The sequence below is a fragment of the Psychrobacter sp. JB385 genome (assembly GCF_900163785.1).
Classification (GTDB): Bacteria; Pseudomonadota; Gammaproteobacteria; order Pseudomonadales; family Moraxellaceae; genus Psychrobacter.
In genome coordinates this window covers 103763-125069 of sequence record NZ_FUKN01000014.1, presented here as the reverse complement: position 1 = coordinate 125069, position 21307 = coordinate 103763, and the positions used below count along the sequence as shown (strand labels likewise).

Annotated in this window: 19 protein-coding genes; 9 read left to right on the top strand and 10 right to left on the bottom strand. The window is 44.2% G+C overall.

Going from position 1 to position 21307, the window contains the following annotated elements; genetic code table 11:
- Window positions 1-129, bottom strand: coding sequence for a hypothetical protein (locus tag CZ794_RS14200; RefSeq protein WP_256958963.1), 129 nt, complete (start codon window positions 127-129; stop codon window positions 1-3).
- Window positions 130-357: 228 nt separating this feature from the next.
- On the opposite strand from CZ794_RS14200, the gene CZ794_RS11615 reads away from it, so the two are divergent.
- Window positions 358-1926, top strand: coding sequence for an MATE family efflux transporter (locus CZ794_RS11615; RefSeq protein WP_087041776.1), 1569 nt, complete (start codon window positions 358-360; stop codon window positions 1924-1926).
- A gap of 138 nt (window positions 1927-2064) precedes the next feature.
- Here CZ794_RS11615 and CZ794_RS11610 read toward each other — a convergent pair whose 3' ends face one another.
- Window positions 2065-2781: an aspartate/glutamate racemase family protein gene (locus CZ794_RS11610; protein WP_087041775.1), complete on the bottom strand. Its 717-nt coding sequence runs from the start codon at window positions 2779-2781 to the stop codon at window positions 2065-2067.
- A gap of 217 nt (window positions 2782-2998) precedes the next feature.
- On the opposite strand from CZ794_RS11610, the gene CZ794_RS11605 reads away from it, so the two are divergent.
- Window positions 2999-3253, top strand: a complete 255-nt coding sequence (locus tag CZ794_RS11605; protein WP_087041774.1) for a DUF2798 domain-containing protein — start codon at window positions 2999-3001, stop codon at window positions 3251-3253.
- A gap of 255 nt (window positions 3254-3508) precedes the next feature.
- Here the strand turns inward: CZ794_RS11605 and oppF are convergent, their stop codons facing one another.
- The 5 genes from oppF to CZ794_RS11580 form a co-directional block, all read right to left on the bottom strand.
- Window positions 3509-4537 carry a murein tripeptide/oligopeptide ABC transporter ATP binding protein OppF gene (oppF, locus tag CZ794_RS11600; RefSeq protein WP_087042177.1) on the bottom strand — a complete coding sequence of 343 codons (1029 nt, stop codon included), beginning with the start codon at window positions 4535-4537 and terminating at the stop codon, window positions 3509-3511.
- 6 nt (window positions 4538-4543) lie between these two features.
- On the bottom strand, window positions 4544-5611 hold the full coding sequence (oppD, locus tag CZ794_RS11595; protein ID WP_373407937.1) for an oligopeptide ABC transporter ATP-binding protein OppD: 1068 nt from the start codon (window positions 5609-5611) through the stop codon (window positions 4544-4546).
- 39 nt (window positions 5612-5650) lie between these two features.
- Window positions 5651-6556: an oligopeptide ABC transporter permease OppC gene (gene oppC, locus CZ794_RS11590; protein WP_087041773.1), complete on the bottom strand. Its 906-nt coding sequence runs from the start codon at window positions 6554-6556 to the stop codon at window positions 5651-5653.
- Between the two features lie 43 nt (window positions 6557-6599).
- On the bottom strand, window positions 6600-7520 hold the full coding sequence (gene oppB / locus CZ794_RS11585) for an oligopeptide ABC transporter permease OppB (protein ID WP_087041772.1): 921 nt from the start codon (window positions 7518-7520) through the stop codon (window positions 6600-6602).
- A gap of 157 nt (window positions 7521-7677) precedes the next feature.
- The gene (locus CZ794_RS11580; RefSeq protein WP_143515731.1) at window positions 7678-9348 is read right to left on the bottom strand and encodes an ABC transporter substrate-binding protein; all 1671 of its coding nucleotides are present in this window, start codon (window positions 9346-9348) and stop codon (window positions 7678-7680) included.
- A 1048-nt stretch (window positions 9349-10396) separates the two neighbouring features.
- On the opposite strand from CZ794_RS11580, the gene CZ794_RS11575 reads away from it, so the two are divergent.
- The 5 genes from CZ794_RS11575 to CZ794_RS11555 all read left to right on the top strand — a co-directional run bounded on the left by CZ794_RS11575 (window position 10397) and on the right by CZ794_RS11555 (window position 16622).
- A complete protein-coding gene (locus CZ794_RS11575; RefSeq protein WP_087041771.1) occupies window positions 10397-12622 on the top strand; it encodes a DUF2157 domain-containing protein in 2226 nt (741 codons plus the stop codon).
- The gene (locus CZ794_RS11570) at window positions 12619-13245 is read left to right on the top strand and encodes a GDYXXLXY domain-containing protein (RefSeq protein ID WP_087041770.1); all 627 of its coding nucleotides are present in this window, start codon (window positions 12619-12621) and stop codon (window positions 13243-13245) included. The genes CZ794_RS11575 and CZ794_RS11570 overlap by 4 nt, the downstream gene beginning before the upstream one ends.
- A 228-nt stretch (window positions 13246-13473) precedes the next feature.
- Window positions 13474-14451 (top strand): zinc-binding dehydrogenase, encoded by a 978-nt coding sequence (locus CZ794_RS11565; protein WP_087041769.1) that lies wholly within the window; start codon window positions 13474-13476, stop codon window positions 14449-14451.
- Window positions 14452-14603: 152 nt separating this feature from the next.
- Entirely contained in the window at window positions 14604-15608 is a 1005-nt protein-coding gene (locus CZ794_RS11560; protein ID WP_087041768.1) for a YhdH/YhfP family quinone oxidoreductase, read from the top strand.
- Window positions 15609-15773: 165 nt separating this feature from the next.
- Window positions 15774-16622: an HNH endonuclease signature motif containing protein gene (locus CZ794_RS11555; RefSeq protein ID WP_087041767.1), complete on the top strand. Its 849-nt coding sequence runs from the start codon at window positions 15774-15776 to the stop codon at window positions 16620-16622.
- Between the two features lie 818 nt (window positions 16623-17440).
- Here the strand turns inward: CZ794_RS11555 and CZ794_RS11550 are convergent.
- The 3 genes from CZ794_RS11550 to CZ794_RS11540 all read right to left on the bottom strand — a co-directional run bounded on the left by CZ794_RS11550 (window position 17441) and on the right by CZ794_RS11540 (window position 20125).
- Entirely contained in the window at window positions 17441-18130 is a 690-nt protein-coding gene (locus CZ794_RS11550) for a DUF2628 domain-containing protein (protein ID WP_087041766.1), read from the bottom strand.
- Window positions 18131-18341: 211 nt separating this feature from the next.
- Window positions 18342-18863, bottom strand: coding sequence for an NADPH-dependent FMN reductase (locus CZ794_RS11545; protein WP_087041765.1), 522 nt, complete (start codon window positions 18861-18863; stop codon window positions 18342-18344).
- 86 nt (window positions 18864-18949) lie between these two features.
- Window positions 18950-20125, bottom strand: coding sequence for an MFS transporter (locus tag CZ794_RS11540; protein WP_087041764.1), 1176 nt, complete (start codon window positions 20123-20125; stop codon window positions 18950-18952).
- Window positions 20126-20230: 105 nt separating this feature from the next.
- Between CZ794_RS11540 and soxR the strand changes: the two genes are divergently transcribed.
- Both soxR and CZ794_RS11530 read left to right on the top strand, forming a co-directional pair.
- A complete protein-coding gene (soxR, locus tag CZ794_RS11535) occupies window positions 20231-20680 on the top strand; it encodes a redox-sensitive transcriptional activator SoxR (protein ID WP_087041763.1) in 450 nt (149 codons plus the stop codon).
- An 86-nt stretch (window positions 20681-20766) separates the two neighbouring features.
- Window positions 20767-21219 (top strand): GNAT family N-acetyltransferase, encoded by a 453-nt coding sequence (locus CZ794_RS11530; protein WP_087041762.1) that lies wholly within the window; start codon window positions 20767-20769, stop codon window positions 21217-21219.
- Window positions 21220-21307 lie beyond the last annotated feature (88 nt).

Here is a 21307-nt window from a genome sequence, read left to right as displayed (position 1 = left end):
TTACTGACCCTCAAGCGTTGCACGAAATTCTTTGTAATCACTGGCCGTCTCTTTTACTGCCTCGATCATCGGCACATGACCGACCTCAGACATCATAATCAGCTGTGCTTGCGGCATCAGTTTGGTCATGATGGCGGCGGTTAAAAGCAAAGCAACAACAACGTTAGTAACACATTTATTACTAGGGCTTATGTCAGCATGGGGTTTGCTTACCGTTCTAATAAAAATGGCACGGGCATTGTCATTTATAATAAGCGTTTTTATGCGATCAGTTTCAAGTTCGTTACCTACCCTCTGTCCTAAGACGCATTTTTATCATAAATCAAAGCCCACTTGAATGGCGCAAAAGGAAAGACATTGAGCGACACCAGTATTGCCACTGACAAACGGCGTGACCTCACCGAAGGGTCGATTGCCAAAACGATGCTCCTATTTGCTTTGCCAACTCTTGGATCGTCAGCGCTACAGTCGTTGAACGGCTCCATCAATGCCGTCTGGGTGGGGCGCTTTTTGGGGGAAGAGGCGCTCGCCGCGACAGCGAACGGCAACATTTTGATGTTTATACTCATCTCCTTCGTCTTTGGTTTTGGTATGGCGTCTACTATTCTGATTGGTCAGGCCATGGGCCGCCGTGATGAGGCGATGGTCAAAAGAACCATGGGCACGGCGCTCGGCAGCATTATTCCGATCAGTATACTGGTGTCGGCAGGAGGATGGATATTTGCACCGATGCTACTAGATTTGCTTGGCACGCCAGCCAGTGCAGTGGATTTGGCTTTGACCTATCTACGGATGATTTTCGTTGCGATGCCCGTCACGCTCACGTTTACGCTGATCATGATGGCACTGCGCGGGACAGGTGATTCTACGACGCCGCTTTGGTTTATCATTATATCGGTGATTATCGATCTGATTTTGACACCGACACTGATTTTGGGTCTAGGGCCTTTTCCCGAATGGGGTATATTTGGCTCAGCCTTCGCCACAGCCGCCGCAAACACGCTAGCGCTTATTGGTATGGTTATCACGATGTACCTGCGTGGCTCTGTGCTGACACTCAGTATGCCAGAGCTGCGCTTTTTGCGCGCAGACCGAGCCATTTTAAAATCGATGTTCTCGAAAGGCTTGCCGATGGGCCTGCAGATGATTGTCATCTCTTCGGCAGCATTGACGATGCTGTCACTGATCAACCGTGAAGGGGTACAGACCACAGCTGCCTATAGTGCTACCCAGCAGCTGTGGACATACGTACAGATGCCAGCAATGGCGCTAAGTGCCGCCGCCAGTGCGATGGTCGCACAAAATATCGGTGCCAACCAATGGACCAGAGTCTCAGATATCACTCGGTGGGGACTCATCTTTAACGTGATATTGACAGGCGCAATTATCGCGGTGCTGACCATTTTTGATGGCACTATTTTGGGCTTTTTCCTTGGCAGTGATAGCGAAGCGTTGCCAATCGGGGAACACATTCAGCTCATGGCGACATGGGGTTTTATCTTTTTTGGGATAGCGCAAGTGCTGTTTGGCACCATGCGGGCGAACGGTTATGTGATTTGGCCATTGATCGTTATGGCGATCTCGATGTATCCCGTGCGCCTTGGATTTGCGTTTGGGCTTTATCCCCTACTCGGTGAGGACGCGCTTTGGCTGTCGTTCCCAGCAGGCATGGTAGCCACGGCTCTGATGGGAGCAGGACTATATGCACATGGCGGATGGCGTAAGGGTAAAAAACTGGTTGCCGAAGAGGCTGCACAAGGGAGTGAAGGATATCGTGTGCATGGTGGCACCTCTGCATCTTGTCGTGACATCACCCCAACGACTGTATGGAAACTGCTCCCTTTGCGCCGCATAACAAGGCTACATCGACGACTTCGCAGACGACTCTATAGACACCGTATGATTAGGAACAGTAAAGGATCATAGCGTGGTTCATATATACGCTTAGCTTGATAGCTCTTGATCATTACGACTTTTGTTAATTTGTATGTGGCACAACTTTGACCTAACAAAAACCACCGTATGTAAAAATCTTTGCTGGGCTAATCGTTGATTATTGACACATTACAACGCGACATCAGCCAATAAAAAATCTACCGCGGCGGCGGCATGAATCGCCGTGGTGTCAAATACAGGAATGGGGCTGTCCGCTTGAGTGATCAACAGGCCAATCTCAGTACAACCTAGTATCACACCCTCTGCTCCTGTTGCTATCGAGTCCTTGATCACTTGGCGATAGTACGCTCGTGAGCTATCGACAAACTGGCCTTGACACAGCTCCTCATAAATAATGCGGTGTACCTCTGCCCGCTTGTCCTCGGTAGGTATCAACACTTCTAACCCTGCATCAATCAGACGCTGCTTATAAAAGTCTTGGGTCATCGTAAACTGCGTGCCTAATAACGCTATTTTGCTGAGATTTTGTTTTTTGATGGCATCGATAGTGGCGTCTGCAATATGAATCAATGGCAGGTCAGTCGCCGCTTGTACATCATCGACCAGTTTGTGCATGGTATTGGTCGCAATTAGCAATCCTTTTGCGCCCGCCGCTTGTAGACGCTTGCCGCTACTCGCCATCATCACACCCATCTCACCCCACGCCCCTTGCGCCTGCAACGCGCTGACTGGAGCAAAGTCCACACTATGAATCAGTAAGTCTGCCGAATGTAATCCGCCCAACTGATTTTTGACGCCCTCATTGATTAGGCGATAGTAGCTTTCGGTACTCTCCCAACTCATACCGCCGATGATACCCAATGTCTGCTGAGTTTGATGCGCCATTTGCTTGTCCTATTCATACTTAAATCTTGGTTGTCATAGATTATCGTAGCAAAAGTTACTCTCTAGAACAGCGCATTATCTAGAGATATTATTTTGCTCAAGACAAAACGATGGTTATTAATTTACAACGAACCTAATGATTGATAATAACGATTTTACCCATTTGTCATCACGGAGTATCATAAGCACTGCTATCACTCGTAGGACAATCGAAAATATGGCCAACTTCCCCACCATCAGAATACGTACCCGCCGTAAATACTATCGCCTAATCTTTACGGGTCTTATGGCATTAATGATGTCGCTTATCATATCGACGGCACTGATGCTCATTAAGGTGGGCTTTATTGATGGTTTTTTTGCTGAATTGCTGCACTCATGGGGACTTGCCTTTCTCGTAGCATGGCCGAGTGCGTATGTGTGTGCTTATATGGTGCAAGAGCATGTGCTAAGCCGTATCGAGTTTTATTAAAGAGCGCGCTAATATCACGTGCTATCGACATAAATTTTGCTTGCTTGCTGTGCCTTCGCAGACAGAGGCTGCGCAAAATTTATGTCAATCTCGCTATATTTGCTTTATCGTGGTTTATGGCATTTTAAATATTCGATGTGCCCTAAATATATCAACATTCACGCCCAAAAAAATACCAAAGATGATGTTATTCACCTTTGGTATTTTTTAATAAAGTAACTTAACATAGTCGTTTATTTTTAAAGAACTGCTAACCTACGATACCGCGTCGACTGTATTTTTTAGGCAAGCCACTCGGTGATTTATATTCCCTTCTAGTATAGGTTTGATCTGGGCACACTCCTCATCCGCTAGTGGACAGCGCGTTCGAAACGCGCAGCCTGAGGGCGGATTAATGGGACTTGGCAAATCGCCTTCTAATAGTTGAATGGTTTTATTGCGCTCAGCAATGGGATCAGGTAAAGGCACCGCCGACATCAATGCTTGAGTGTAAGGATGGGTCGGATTGCCATACACGGCTTTATTGACCCCAAGTTCAACGGCGTTACCCAAATACATGACCAGCACCCGATCAGCAATGTGCTTAATCACCGACAAATCATGGGCAATAAAGATAAGCGCGAGTCCCATCTCTTCTTGGATGTCTTGCAATAAGTTAATGACTTGCGCTTGAATAGAAACATCAAGCGCGGAGACTGGCTCATCACAGATGATAATTTTGGGCTTTAAGATTAAAGCGCGGGCAATGCCAATGCGCTGACACTGTCCACCTGAGAACTCATGCGGATACCGGTTGATCTGATTGGGCAGTAGCCCAACCTTTTTCATAATCTCGCGTACTTCGCTTTGTACCTCAGACTTTTTCATTTTTGGATAATATGTACGTAGCGGCTCGGCAATGATATCGCCCACGGTCATGCGCGGGTTCAATGACGCAAGCGGATCTTGAAAAATCATTTGAATGTCTTTTCGCTTCATTCTCATGGTTTTTTTGGACGCGCCTACGAGTTCTTCCTCATTAAACAGAATGCTACCAGAATTGGCTTCGATCAAGCCCACGATAGTACGAGCAAGGGTCGATTTACCGCAGCCCGATTCACCTACCACGCCCAAGGTCTCGCCAGCAAATATCTCAAATGAGACGCCATTGACCGCTTTTAACGTCGCAGGCTTTTGCCAAAAATAAGTGCCTTTTTGTTTGATATTAAAGGTGGTGTGAACGTCACGTACTTTGAGTAACGGTGTTTTAGGCTGGGTCGCGCTGCTATTAGAAGTCTGTGTCATCATCGTCTACCCCTCTATCTCTGGTTGATGATTGGCATGAATATCTGCCGAGGTATCCGTTTCTGTTTCAGGATGCCAATGACAAGCGCGCTGACGATCATGCGGCAAAAACTCAAGCGGCGGCGGTGTATCACGGCAGATATCCATCGCATGAGGACAACGCTCATAAAAAGGACAGCCTGCAGGCAAGTCCAATAAGTTTGGCGGACTACCGGGAATCGTCTCAAGCTTGCCGATTTCATTATCCAGACGCGGAATGGCTTTTAATAATCCGATGGTATACGGATGGGTTGGCGTATAAAAAATCTCCTCCGTCTCGCCATAGGCCATCGTGCGACCAGCGTACATCACTAGGACGCGATCACAGATACCCGCCACCACGCCCAAATCATGGGTAATCATGATGATCGTTGTACCGAAGTCGCGTTTTAGCTCATTGAGTAGCACCATGATTTGCGCTTGCACCGTCACATCGAGTGCAGTGGTAGGCTCATCAGCAATCAACAACTTGGGGCGACAGAGTAATGCCATCGCAATCATCACTCGCTGACGCATACCACCTGAAAATTCATGCGGATACATGCCAATGCGTTTTTTGGCCTCAGGGATTTTGACCGCATCTAACATGCGTATCGACTCTACCCACGCGTCCTTTTTATTCATTCCTTTATGCAATATCAATACTTCGGCGAGCTGATCGCCGATTTTCATATAAGGATTGAGTGACGTCATGGGATCTTGAAAAATCATCGCCACCTGCTCGGCACGGATTTTATTCAGAGCCTTTTGCGGTAAGCCTAGTAGCTCATTGCCTTGAAAGCGTACTGAGCCTTTGGCATGACCATTTTTTGCTAGCAGTCCCATAATGGCAAAGGCAGTCTGCGACTTGCCAGAGCCTGATTCGCCAACGATGCCTAAGGTTTCACCCTCATGCAGATCAAAATTTAACCCATTCACCGCGGTCACCAGACCATCCTCAGTCTTGAACTGAACAGACAAATCTTTTACTGCTAGCAAGGTGTTGGGAGGCGTAATGAGACTGTTGCTAGAACCCTCATTAAGATTGTTATTAATGGTGTTACTGAAATCTTTAGTTACCACGATGTCACTCTCCTAGCGGTCTTTAGGGTCAAACGCATCGCGTAGACCATCGCCAATAAAGTTAAAGCAAAATAGCGTAATGACCAGAAAAGCCGACGGAATCAAAATCTGCCAAGGCGCTACTTGCATGGTGCGAGAGCCTTCTTGCAGTAGTGCGCCCCAACTGGTCATCGGTTCTTGCACACCCAATCCCAAAAAGCTCAAAAATGATTCAAACAAAATCATCGTCGGCACCAGTAGTGAGGCATAGATAACGACCACGCCAAGTACATTGGGCACGATATGACGCAGGATAATATTAAAGCCTGACACACCGCCAACGTGAGCCGCTTCAATGAACTCTTTACTCTTGAGGCTGAGCGTCTGACCGCGAACAATCCGAGCCACATCCAACCAAGATACCAGTCCGATAGCGACAAAGATTAGGATTAGGTTACGCCCAAATATCGTGACCAATAAAATCACAAAAAACATGAACGGAAAGGCGCTTAGAATCTCTAAGAACCGCATCATAATCATGTCGACTTTGCCGCCAAGATAGCCTGACGTCGCGCCATAGACAGTGCCAAAAAGCACAGCAACCGTTGCTCCCGCTATCCCAACCATCAAAGAAATACGACCACCAACGGCAGTACGCACCAATAAGTCTCGACCGAGAGAGTCGGTACCAAAGTAATGCTTATTTTCGATAGACGGCGCAGCTTGCATGAAGTTCCAGTCGGTTTCGGCATAACCAAAAGGGGCAAACAGAGGAACAAATAGGACAAAAGCGCCAATCAGTAATAAAATAAAAAAGCTGGCAACCGCTGCCTTGTTTTGATAAAAACGTCGCCACGCATCTTGCCAAAGACTGCGACCTTTAATCTCTTTCGCTGGCGACAGGATAATGTCGGTGGGCTGGTCTACAATAAGGCTCATAGTTGTCCTTGTAATAATCTACTTAAATAATAATTCGCCATATTTAATACTGAATCTTTGGGTCAATCATGGCGTATAAAATATCAACAATGGCATTGAACGTAATGGTCAGCACACCCACCAAAATCGTCAAACTAAGCACCACGCCATAATCGCGGTTTAGGGCGCCATTTACGAATAACTGCCCAATACCTGGCAAACCAAAAATGGTCTCAATCACAATAGAGCCTGTAATAATACCGACAAAGGCAGGGCCTAAATACGAGATCACAGGCAGCATCGCTGGTCTAAGCGCGTGCTTCATGACAATCCGGTGCATCGGTAAGCCTTTGGCTCTCGCCGTGCGAATATATTGACTGTTCATCACCTCAATCATCGATCCGCGCATGATCCGCGCGATACTCGCCGTATAGGCCAATGCTAAAGCAGTGACGGGTAATATAAGGTTTTGCAGTGCGCCATCATTCCACCCACCCGCTGGTAGCCAGTGTAAAATGATCGCAAAGATGAGTACCAAGAGCGGCGCTTTAACAAAGCTTGGAATTACAACCCCTGTCATCGCAAACGCCATCAATACATAATCGAGCCATGAGTTTTGCTTAAGTGCGGCTATTACCCCAAAGATCAGCCCCAAAACCAATGCGAGGACAAACGCATAAATCCCAAGTTCCATAGATACCGGAAACGACTGCGACAACAACTCATTGACCGTATAGTCTTTATACTTAAAAGACGGTCCAAGGTCGCCTACCGCAAGCTGTCCTAAATAATGGATATACTGTAACCACAAGGGGTCGTTGAGATTGTACTTGGCTTCAATGTTAGCCATTACCGCTGGTGTTAAAGTACGATCGCCTGAGAAAGGATTACCAGGCGCTAAGCGCATCATAAAAAAGGAGACAGTTATCAAAACAAATAAGGTCGGGATGGCCTCTAAAATACGCCGAAAAATCAGTTTTAACATAAGACCTCTTTATGGAAGTGCCCCTTCATAAGCCCAATTAAAGCCGGAAGGATACAACAGATATAACATGCAGTAATCACTTACTGACAATAGCAGCGAGTGCGATGAACCAGCCGAAGCGGTCTACATCACACTCACCTATTAAAATTCTGATTTATTAGTGTTTGGCGATAGACAAATCTTTTGCCTGCCAGTTATTCAAGGCATCTTTCATTGGGAAGCCGATGACATAAGGCTTGATCAAACGAGGGCTAACATAGTGATAGACATTTAATAAAGGCATGTCTTGGTCTAGTTGAGCTTCGGCTTTATTGTATAAATCGGTACGCTGCTCAGGCGTCACACCTGGTTTTAGGGTTTGTGCCATGAGGCTATCAAAGTTGGCATTAGAGTATTTACCGTGGTTATTACTATTGCCTGTTTTTACGATATTTAAGAAGGTTGAGGCTTCGTTGTAATCACCACACCAACCCGCACGAGCGATTTGATAGTTACCATTACGGCGCGTATCGAGGTAGGTTTTCCACTCTTTATTGATCAAGCTTACATCGACAAAGCCAAGCGATTGCTTCCATAGCGAGGCAACGGCAACCGCCGTTTTCTTATGAAGATCGTTGGTGTTGTATAAAAGCTCAAATTTCAGTGGGTTGCTCTCGTTATAGCCTGCTTCATTCAGCAGTTTTTTGGCTTCGGCAAGACGCTTCTCTTGATCCCACGTTGACCATTCTGGCGTGTTTTTTACGCCGCCATTGGTCGCGATCGGTGTCAACTGATAGGCCGCGGTTTGTCCTTGACCGATGACCTTGTCTACCACCGTGTCACGATCTAACGCCAAGGCGAGCGCACGGCGTACTTTGACATCATTAAATGGTGGTTTGACGTTATTAAATTCATAATAATAGGTGCATAGATAAGGAGAGACGGTGAGCTCATCACCAAGCTGCTCTTTGAGAGACGCAAACTGCTCAGTTGGAACTTCATTGTATGTCATGTCAATCTCACCTGCCTGATAGCGCGCCACATCAGTGGTACTAGAAGGAATCGCGAGCATGGTGACAGTATCAATTTTGGTATTGGCGTCATCGTAATAAGCAGGGTTACGCGTTAGGACGATTTGATCGTTGACTTGCCATTTACTGACTTTGTAAGGGCCGTTGACCACGATATTGGCAGGATCAGTCCATTTATCACCAAATTCTTCGACTGTCTTTTGGTGGACGGGCTTGACCGAGTTATGGATCATCATATCTGGAAAATAAGGCACTGGCTCTGATAATGTCACTTGCAAGGTTTTGTCATCGACGGCTTTGACACCAAGCGTGTCTATGCCTGCCTTGCCTTCGACTATTTGCTCAGCACCCACAATCTTGGCATCAACGAGATAGCTCGAATAAGGGGATGCGGTCTCTGGATCGACTAGACGGCGCAGGCTATAAGCAAAATCTTCTGCGGTTACAGGATCACCATTTGACCATTTGGCATCACGCAATTTAAACGTCCATACTTTATTATCAGGACTCTCCCAACTGGTTGCCATACCCGGAATGGTCTTACCATCTGCATCGGTATTGGTTAGACCTTCAAACATCTGACGATCAATACCAGATTCTGGAACCCCTGATACCTTGTGCGGATCCAGCGACTCTGGCTCGGCGGCATTATTGACAACCAACTCTTGTTTTTCAGCCAATACATTCGGATCGATATTTGAAGATTGGCTGGCAGTACCATCACTTGCAGACTTATCACTACAGCCTGTCATAAACATGGCCAGTACAAGAGAAGTGGGTAAAAATACAGACGTCAAAAGGTGATTGGAGGGGCGCATCATGTAATATCCTAGCAGGTAAGTGGCTGGGCGGATTTACTGAGTTGTAGTAAGTCCATTTAATTTATCCGTATGCTGCTACTATCCACTCTATTCATCTTCTAACCATGAGCATTCTAACCACGCTCACAGCACTCATCATCACAGCGACCAATGCGGCAGTGCTCCTAAAATCGCAGTCTAATAGACTTGAAGGCGTTAGATCTGAGCACCAGTGAATTCTCAATATTTATACCGCTCATCGCTTTATTCGACCGTTGAAGTATAAATTTTGAAACAAAATTGAGACTTAACTGTGGTAATAGAGATGACGTTGGATAATTATTAGTAACATTATGGATAACCATTAGTAATAAAAAATAGTATCAATGTCAACAATTTTCAATATGCTCTGGGTGAACATAAGTATAAGAAAACCCTAAAAATAGGTATTTTTGATGGGTCAATATTGAGTAAAAATTGAACAATAATAGAATTTTTTCTGTCTGATTTATGACCATTTATCGCCAAAAAATTACCGTTTACTACTCTCTATTTTATGCGATTTACTTTACAGCCGTAATTAACTATGACGATTCGAAAAGTTCGTATTTATAAGGTATTGAGCAAAACGTAGAAAAAAATATGATAATTTTCACTTATAATATTGTTTTTAATAACTTATCACTGATCGTAAAGACCCAGTGAATATTTTAGTTCGCCAATCCTATGAGGATTGTCTCCATCATCAAACTTATTTTCTGTCGCAAAACCTTCTAAATATTTTATTTTTTTCTGTCATTTATTTTTGTAAGAACTCCATAAAACCATGGCAAAAATGGACAACGAAAATACACTTAGAAGCCATATCATCGTTAGCATCTGTCTATCGAGCAAATTTAAGACCAAAACGAGCACCTATCGTTTCACTCATTTTTGCCAAAACTTGCTTGAATTGAGCAGTTTTAAAGACGCTACAATTATACTAAGAGGATTGTTGATAAATGACTGGGTTAAGCGGATAGTTTTGATAAGATAGTCTTTACACTGTTTTTAATGAGAGCGTGCTATGAACCACCCACAGCGCACGACTGAGCATTTGCTTAAACACAATACCCCTCCTATCGAACGCAGCGATGATACGGCTGCCCACTTTGACGTCTACCCCACCCAGCAAGCATGGCTTACTTTTTTTGATAAAGCGCTGCTGGTGATTGGATCAGTCGCACTGGCTTTAGCCCTTGTTTTCTTTATCGCTTATAACTGGTCAGACATGGGCAAAATGGGTAAGTTTGCATTGGTCGAAGGCGCTCTGGTTATAACCATCGCCCTCTACGTTGGCTTGTGTGTTAGGCGACAGTTTTTCCTCATTCGTCAATTGCTTTTGCTCATTGCCAGTATCATTACTGGCAGCTTACTTGCTTTGTTTGGACAGACTTATCAGACAGGCGCAGACACATGGCAGTTGTTCTTTGTGTGGGCGCTATTGATTACGCCGTGGGCCGTGATTGCTCGTTTCCCTGCGCTGTGGTTGTTGTGGTTGGGTCTACTGAATGCTTGTCTACTGTCTTATCTCGACGTGACTGGTTTTTTGTTTAACGATAATGTATACCAAGGCGTGGTAGAAATAGGCGTGCTTGCCGTCACTAATTTTGTCGCGCTGACTCTCTGGCTGTTTTTTATTGACCATAAAACCCCCTCTCAAACGACTTCTACCAAAGCAGATGTAGATACTCTGTCTCCTATCGCCACTCATAGACAAAATCATACTAGAGCTGGGTTGCACTGGAGCACTTATGTGGTGGGTCTATTCAGTACCTACGCCATCACTCATCTTGCTATCTTTACTATTTTTGACAACCGTGGCGTCACGATGCCTCTGATTTTATTATCGCTATGGGGTATTTGGTGTGCCTTTATGGTGTGGCGATTTTACCGATATCGTGTCGATGTACTGATGCTGACCTATGTCAGCTTCTCTATCATTGTCGTAGTGATGTGTTGGGCAAGTAGATTCTTATTAGAAAACACTAATAGCAGTGGTTTTTTAGTGTTGGCGCTGCTACTGGTTGGTCTGAGTTCAGCAGCTGTTGTTTGGCTGCGTAAAGCGGCTCGTTTAAGCCATAAACCTACTATGACAAGTGACATTGCCAATGAATCGGTTGAGGTCAATGCGACTGATAAAAATAGTGAAACCAACTTTGCCAATAATAATGACCAAGAGGACACGCCTTGGTTTGTGCAGATTCTTTTTGGTTTTAGTGGTCTGCTAGCCAGCTTGTTCTTTATTGGTTTTTTAACCTTGATATTAGAAAGTACGGGCGCGTTAGACAATGCAATGATAATCGGCGTGATTGGGCTGTTGTTAAATGCGTGTGGCTTCATCGCATTTAGATATGAACATCAGCGTCGCAGCATGTTTTTGAGCAGTCTGGCCTTTATGATCAGCGTGGCAGGTCAGTTATACGTGGTGTATGGCTTGAGCGAAAGTGGCATCAGTCATCCACTCGATGTGTGGGTGTTTTTATTGCTACAAAGTGCTTTGATCTTTATCGTGCCAAGCTTTATGTATCGATTGATTGGTAGCTTAGTGGTGTTTGGCTATGTGGTTTTTTTACTCGGTTATTACGCGCTACCCGAAATCAGTCTGGGTCTATTGGCATTGATTGCGATTGTCAGTCATTTACAGCGTCATCGATTGTTGCAACGCATTCCAGCTCAGTGGCAGTTAGCAAGCTTTGAGCTGATAAAAGCCGTTGGTTATGCCAGTGCTCTCATGCTTTTGTACATTTCTGTCTATTTTATTGTCGATGAATACCGTTATGGCTTCGATAATAGCGACACGCTGTTTCGCTATAGCGACTACTGGGCACAAGGGCTGCTCACACTCGCCAGCCTATATGCCGCTTATCTGATTTTGCAGCGTTATCGTATTCAATGGCATTCTACCGTGGGGCTGATAACTGGCAGCGCTGTCATTGTCTTAGGCATCATATCGACCTATGTTGCAGGGTTGCTGGCCACCAGTTTGGTTATTATCATTGCTGTGGCCAATAGCACACGTACTTTATTCGGTATTGGCGTGTTTGCCTTGGTGTGTTATGTGTTTTGGTACTACTACCAGCTCAACACGTCTTTATTGGTCAAATCCGTCTCGATGCTGGTAGTTGGTCTCGTGCTGCTGCTATTGCGCTGGATATTGGTCAAACGCTATCGTGCTCACGACTTATCTGCCTCTAGTGCGCACCTCCAGCATAACGCCAGTCAGATCGATAGTGAGGAGCACGTATCATGAATGATGCCAATAAACGTACTGATGCAAACAACGCCTTCGCCTCTTTCCTAGCATCGCGTCAAATAGCATGGTGGCAAAAACCAGCCGTGAGCATCACCATTGCCGTACTGGGTTTGATTGGTGTTTTGACCTTTGTCAGTATGAATGTGATGAAGTATGAGACGCATCTTGCCAGTGGTACTCCTGTGTTATTGCAACTGGCGCCCGTCGATCCGCGTGGCTTTATGCAAGGCGATTATATGGCGCTTAATTATGCCTTGGAGCGTGATATTTTGGATGCGTTAGATAAAACTGTTGACCGTCCTAAATCGGCTGACGGTTATGTGATAGTTGCTTTAGATGAGCACGATGTCGGGCACTTTGTACGCTTGGCAAATAGTTATCAGCCCAATACTTTGGCAGCCAATGAAAAAGCCATCCATTACCGATTGCGTAACGGCTCGGTCAAGCTTGCGACCAATGCCTTTTTCTTCCAAGAAGGTCATGCCAATGCTTTTGAAGCGGCAGAATACGGCTTATTTCGTGTCAATGACAAGGGTGATCCGCTACTGACCAATCTCGTTAATGAGACATTTGAGGTGATTGACCCAACAGCTACAGATAAAGCCAAAGTTAACAATTAAACAATCTGAGCAACTGCTACTTCACAACTGTAAGCAAATACTAACCTTATTTAACCAAATAAGTACTGATAACGATAAGCCGGACTTGCTACTGTGGTGAGCGGATAAAGCGCTTCTTGATAGGGCGCTTATAACTAATCATTAATAAATGAATGAGCCGATAATCGACCAATAATAATCTATTCAATCACGTACGATTACTTCATTCAAAATAAAAAGGACACACCCATGCGTAGCGCAACTTATAGTAAATTTGGCAAACCCACTGAAGTCTTGAGCCTTGGCGACAGCCCTATCCCTGAACCAAAAGCCGATGAGGTTCGAGTCAAAACCATACTGGCCTCTATTCACAATCATGACCTACTTACCATTCGTGGTCAGTATGGCTTTAAGCCAGAGCTGCCAGCCATCGGTGGTAGTGAAGCCGTCGGCATCGTTGATGCGATTGGGGATAATGTGAAAGACGTCAAAGTCGGTCAGCGCGTCGCGGCAGCCAGCGTGCAAGCAACATGGGCAGAGTATTTTGTGGCTTCAAAAGACATGGTCTTTGCCGTTCCTGACAGTCTAGAAGATCAAATTGCAGGCCAGCTTATCGCCATGCCGCTTAGCGCCTTAATGCTTATTGAATTCTTAGAACTAAAAGAAGGCCAATGGGTCATTCATAATGCAGCTAATGGTGCGGTCGGTAAATCACTTGCGATGCTCGCCGCTGCACGCGGTATCAATACCATCAATGTCGTCCGTAGTGCGGACGCGATAAAAGAGCTGGACGCACTGGGTATCAAAAATAATATCAACACCTCAGATGACGACTGGAAAGATCAAGTTCGTAAACTTGTGGGCGATGACAAAATAAGCGCGGCGGTTGACTCGATTGGCGGTGAATCTAGTAACGATCTATTAGAATTGCTCGGTCATGGTGGCACGTTGGCTTCGTTTGGTATTATGTCAGGTAAGCCAATGAACCTAGACCCAACCAATATCATCTTTAAACAAGCGGTTATCAAAGGCTTCTGGGGCAGCAAAATCAGCCAAGAGATGAGTGTCGATAACAAACAACGCTTGATTGATGAGCTGATCGAACGCGCGACCAATGGCAACCTCAAACTGCCTGTCGAAGCCACGTTTGATTTGGCAAATATCAAAAAAGCCGTCGATGGTGATTTGCAATCTAGCAAAAACGGTAAAGTATTATTAAAACCTTAATGTCTCACTGACTGCCAAAATCTACTCACTCAAACCATATATAAATGCCCATTAGTATTCATATAATAATACGGTGGGCTTTTTTGCTTAAATAGATAAGGCAAACAATCACTTATCAATACCAACAACAAAAAATAAATAGGGATATCACCATGTCAAACCAACCAACCTTTAACGCCTTAGTCGTCGAAGAAGATGCCAATGGCAACTTTAATAAAAGCATCCAAGAGCGCAGTCTCACTGACTTACCCGAAAACGATCTGCTCATTGAAGTGCATTATTCATCACTCAACTATAAAGATGCCATGTCAGCATCTGGCAATAAAAGAATCACCAAGCACTATCCGCACACACCCGGTATTGATGCCGCTGGTGTCGTGATCAGCGACAAGTCTGGCACCTTTGAAGAAGGTCAAGAAGTCGTGGTATTTGGTTATGATCTCGGCATGGACACCGCAGGTGGTCTTGGTCAAATGATCTCGATACCTGCTGACTGGGCGATAGAATGTCCAGAATCGTTAACATTAAAAGAAGCGATGATATATGGCACAGGCGGTTTGACAGCAGCTTTGAGCATTCAAAAGCTAGAAAAAATGGGCGCAAAACCTAGCGATGGCCCAGTTGCAGTTACAGGTGCCACGGGCGGCGTGGGTAGCATCAGTATCGCAATCTTAAAACACTTGGGTTATGAGGTGATTGCGTTTTCAGGCAAGCCTGAACAAAGCGAACACTTAAAGGCGCTGGGCGCATCCGAAGTCCGTCATCGCGATACCATCAATGAAATCGGTAGCAAACCTATTGGCCGCGAGCTATGGGCAAATGCGATTGACACCATCGGCGGCGATTACTTAGCCAACTTACTCAAACAAACCAAAGCTGGCGGCGCGGTCACCAGTTGTGGACTGGCAGCCTCCCCTGAATTTTCGATGACGGTCATGCCATTTATCACAAGAGCCGTGTCGTTATTGGGTATTGATTCGGTCTACATTCCGTTAGAAGATAAGAAGGCGATTTGGCAGCGTGTGGCTACCGACATGAAACTGCCCAATCTAGAAAGCTATGGCGAAGAGATTACATTGGCGCAAACGCCTGAATACTTAGATCGGTTTATCGCGAGTAAAACGGTGGGGCGTTATGTGGTGAATGTGCGGGGTTAGGGTTTTGGTTTTTGAAAGGTAAATAAAGGCAGCACTCGTTTTGGGGTGCTGCTTTTTTTGGTTTAGTAATCAGATAACTTTTATTCACTCAAAAATTTTAAATTGAGAAAAAGAAGCAGAAAAGCTATATTAAAAATTTTGGCCTAATAAAATAAGGAAACCTCAGTGTTTGAAATAGGAAGGATTTATCACCGTCGTTCTGAAATACACGGTATATATAAAGGCCAGCAATATGGTGGTATAGCAACGCCCGCCGAGCATCCATATATATTTATTTTCACCGGCGATGCTGGCGATGAGTATGGCTATATTGATGATTTTGATCCTAATGGCACTTTTAAGTACACTGGCGAAGGGCAAAAAGGTGACATGAAAATGACCAAAGGTAATTTGGCAATTCATAATCACCAAAGAAACAATAAAGAAATCCTACTTTTCGAATCAACATCACGAGGTTTTGTAAGATTTTTAGGTTATTGTAATTACGTTTTCCATCATATCGAAGAGCGACCAGATAGAAATGGCGAAGTTCGTGATGCTATCGTTTTTCATTTAGACATAGTTAATGAGAAAGGTATTGATACAGCTCAAACTCTAACCTCCAAATTAGTCAAAGCGCCTAAAGCCGTTTATATAACTAAGTCTAATAAAGGTAAGTCATTACAGCAGTTGCGAGAAATTGCCTTAAGTTCAACACCAATCCAGGCAAGCACTCAAGAAAAAATTCAGTCTATTCAAAACCGTAGTATAGCAATTAAGCTTTATACTAAAAAAAGAGCTAACGGTATATGCGAAGGATGTGAAGAGACGGCCCCATTTGAAACCAAATCTGGACCTTATCTAGAAGTCCACCACCTAACTAGGTTAGCAGATGGTGGTGCAGACTTGCCTCAAAATGTTATTGCACTTTGTCCCACCTGTCATAGAAGAGCGCACTACTCTTTGAAATATTTAGAGTTTAACAATAAATTGATAGATAAAGTTGCTGATATCGAAGCAGGTCTTAAATTATAAATTAGTCAGCATTAAACAAAAAGTCCCTAATTTAGTTGGAAATTTCTTTTAACTAAAAGTTAGATGGTTAGTTATTTTCACTAAGTTCTTGCTAATAGACTCCTACAATCCTCTCATTGATCTTTCAAACAACAATATTTATAAAAATTTCAGTTTTTCTTAACAAAGTCTTGAAATTTATTAATGTAGGACACATATTATAAATGAGGAATAACCTCACTAAATTAAAGGACTAAATCATGAGTTTGAAGCCAGGACCAAAACCAATTGCTAAATCGACTGGTAAACCAGATCAACGTCGACGCGATAATAAAAATACGCCGGGCAATACGCCAGCTGTAAAGCCGAGTAAATCTTCTAAATGAAGATAAAATAATTTTACTTTTAACGGCAAGCCAGAACTAATTGTACTGGCTTCTCTTGTCATCTAATTTAGCTGAGTAGGTTCTCTTCTCAGAAATTTACATTGAACTTCTTGTTTTAGAGATTTAGGTAGTATTAATAACTTATCGCTCTATACTAAATATGAATGAAAAGCTTAGAAACATAAAAAAGCTCAAACTATCGCGGGCCTTTTTTGTTATCTTTGTAGTTTCTACCTTCTTATATTGAGAGGGCTGATCTTCCTCGTCCCAGCCTAACATCCAGATAAATTAGTAACGTAGTCATAGTTTTCCCCAACTAACCCACAAGTAATTAACTATAACTTATAAATAGTTTCTTTAAGTTGATTATTCGAATTTATTTCATTCAAAAAAACACCCAATCAAGTTGAGTGTTTTTTTGCTACCTATCATTTAAGCATAAGCTCAAACCTATCACTCTACCCAATACCAATCAGGACCCAAAAAATAACTGATCAATACTGACATGATAACAAGTAGTATTGTAAAACCAATAGCGCCCAGCCATGATGTACCGCCCGCTTGAGCGAGTTTTTCTCTTGCTATATTTAGGTCTCTATTGGATGCCATTATTTTTTTGGTATGTTGAATGCTGTGGTTAAGATAAAAATAATTGCCAAAAAGGCCTGTAATGACAATCCCTACACCAAGAAAGAGTGAATTGCTGATTGCATTATATGTCTGCTCACCAAGCACATACATTAACACTGTATCTAAGAGTGATATACCAAGCATCACAAAAAACGCAATTTTATACATTTTTCGATAAGACAGCCAAGATATACCCAATAAAACACCAGCTAAATTGAATTTTGGACGCTGCATATCTTTTTTATCTAGTAGCAAATGTGGCTCACCATCCTCAAACCACTTATCGCGATAATAACCGTCATATTTTTCACCAACAAAAGCCGCCAATAACGTATCAGCAGTATCAGCGTCAGAAGGCGCTCTATGTGGTACGTTTTGCGCCTCTTTTGCGATATTAACGGGCGTTAATGGTGGCGGTGTTTGTGCCTGTACACTAGTAAGGCTTTGGTGACAGTTTGCGCAAACCTGCGCATCACGTGAGTTTTCTTGACCGCAATTAATACACTGCATCATATCCCTTAATATTATGAATCATAACAATTTTAGCGTTATCTTCACTATTTTTAGTAAATTAAAGTTGGCTATTTAGGTGTGTCACATTATAAGGAATTAAAACAAATGTTCAATAAAAAACGAACTTATTAACATCTCATTTATTTCACTCAAAAAAAACACCCAACCAAGTTGAGTGTTTGTTTATCGCTTCTTACAGTTAGATCAAGGGTTAAAGCGCACTAATAGCCTGATTTAATTTTTGATTAAACGTCTCATCAGTGACAACGCCTGTCTCAACATCGAAGTTATCAAAGAAGTTGGGCAATGACAGTGCGCCTTTGACATCGGCTGCAAAGAACGGCGCTGACCCTTCTGCCGCAGCAAGCACGCTTTGCGCGCCGCTAGGGCCTGGTGATGTGGACAGCATAATCATCGGTTTGTCTTGATACACCTTCATGTCGATACGCGATGCCCAGTCAAATAAGTTTTTATAAGCAGATGTATACGAGCCGTTGTATTCGGCAAACGAGATGACAATCGCGTCCGCCTCACCAATCGCTTGATAAAAGTCATGCGCGAAGGCAGGGATACCGCTCTCTTTTTCGCGCTCTTCGCTAAAGATTGGCATCTCAAGGTCATGAATATCGAGTAGCGTGACATCGGCATCATCGATTTGCGCCGCGCTATAGCGAGCCAATTTTTGATTGATGGAGTTTCTGCTGTTGCTGGTACCAAAGGCAAGTACTTTCATTATAAAATCCTTATGATCGTTGTTATCTTTAATCTGTTGTGAGCGTAAAAAACGCGTTGCGGTTAGATGGGATGCGACACCACGTATTATAATACGGACTGCGCTTTTAGCATGAAGGCGCTTGCAACTGCCAGCGCTAACGTGAAGCCCGCCATTACCAAATAAAAATGGCTATAAGCCAGTGCCGAGATAAGCGCAGACGTGACCAGTGGTGAGACAAACTGTCCGATAAAAATGCTGCTGGTCAGTACACCTGACGCCAATCCCCGCTTGTCACTGGGTACAAAGGCAAGCCCTGTTACCATAAAATTTGGCATCACAAGGCCCATACAAACGCCCATGAGCGCGCACCCAAGGGCAACCAAGCCAAAAGAGCTGGCCTGTGAGAGCACCAACATACCCACGCTCATGGTCATAAATCCTGCAAACGCCACACCATGGCTGTGAATCTTCGCGACAAGTTTGCCAAAAAAGACACCAGATATCGCTGCTGCAAGTGTGCCTGCACCCATAGCCAACCCAGCTTTACTTGGGTCTATAATACCGATATCAACCATAAAAAACGGTATTTGCGTCGGTAGAATATAAAAGACGACTAAGTGACAAAAAAGAAAAACAGCACAGCCTGCAAGGATTCGTCTCCAGCCACTATTTACATCGGTATCCTCTGGCAGTTTATTGTCTTTGGAATTGATCGGTTTATTGTCTTTGATAGAGACAAACACCAACGGCACCAAAAAAATGGCAAGTCCATAAATATAAAATGGCAAGCGTGCGCTGATACTGGCCAAATACCCTGCGGTGACGATAAAGACAATGCCGCCGATATTTGAGAATGCTTGTTGCAGTCCCATGAACTGACTGCGCTGCTGACCCGCAAAATAATCCGCTATCAAAGCCGTGATGGCTGTCATCAGACCCGCGACACAGATACCTAAGAGTGCGCGACTGATGAGGATGGCCTCAAGTCCTGCCAGCTTTGCGCCTGCTGCACCCGATATCGCAAACATCAAGGTGGAGAGAATAATCTGATTTCTACGACCGAACTTATCGGCAGTCCAGCCCAAGATAGGCGCAAAAATCACCACAAATAGCGCCGGTATCGGTAGTAGCATTTTTACCAACAGATCAGCAGAAGGCGTTCCCGAAAACTCATTGGCCAAACCTGGGAGCGCAGGCGCGATGGTGGCGTTAGACATTACCGTCAAGGTAGAAATCAAAAGCAAGCATAATGAGCTTGATGCGAACACGTTAACTTTCATTGATTACTCTCTTTTTAGTCGCCTGTGTGCTCAAGCATTGGACTTGAACTCATATTGATTTTCGCCTATTCTGCTACCTAAACCTAAGTTGAGGTCAAGCGAAAAATGCAAAAAAAATTGATACCAGAATGGATATCGGTGGGTATACTCAGTGAGAGGACAGGTGTATCGATATCAGCCTTACATTTCTACGAGAGAAAAGGGCTAATCAAAAGTCAAAGAAACGTCTCGAATCATCGGCAGTACCCAAAGCATGTCATTCGTATCGTCTCCTTGATTCAGGTCGCACAGCGTACGGGCTTTTCGTTAGAAGACATTTTATTAGAACTCCAAGAGTTGCCAAATCACACCCGCATTACCCTTGCAGATTGGGAGGCGCTGGGCGTCAGATGGCAAGGAGAGCTGGATCGAAAAATCGTACAGCTGACAGAGTTAAGAGACATGATGAGCGACTGCGTCGGCTGTGGTTGCTTATCACTTGAGCGTTGTAAACTGCTCAACCCTTATGATGAATTGGGTGAAAAAGGCGCGGGGCCACAGCGGCTGACGAGATAAACACAGTCTCAATCAATAATGAGTCATGACCTCATCCATCAACCTTGCTACAGTAGCGTATTATCTATTAGCAGACGGAAAACTTTATGATCACTTGGCAGCTCAAGCCTTTCGCTGAATTAACAACCATCCAGCTGTATCAGCTCCTTAAGCTCAGGGTAGATGTGTTTGTGGTTGAACAACAATGCCCTTATCCTGAACTGGATGACAAAGATCATCAAAAAGACGTTTATCACTTGTTGGGTTATGAGGGTGACAAGCTTGTCGCTTGTACTCGCTTATTACCGAAAGGCGTGAGTTACCCATCCGTCAGTATCGGACGAGTGGCCACCTCAGCCGATCATCGCGGTGGCGGCATTGGTCATCAATTGTTAGAAGAATCCTTGAGAGCCTGTCAGTCTTTATGGCCTAACGAATCTATTGAGATTGGTGCGCAAGTGTATTTGGAAGAATTTTATGCCCGGCATGGTTTTGTCAAAACGTCAGAGATATATTTGGAAGATGGTATTCCACATATTGATATGATTTTGGAAAAATAACCATTCCTTTATCTGTAACTAACTTACGCTACTTTTTATTGCCATTGATAGCTTTGCCAAACATTCAGACACAAAAAAGCCCACGCTA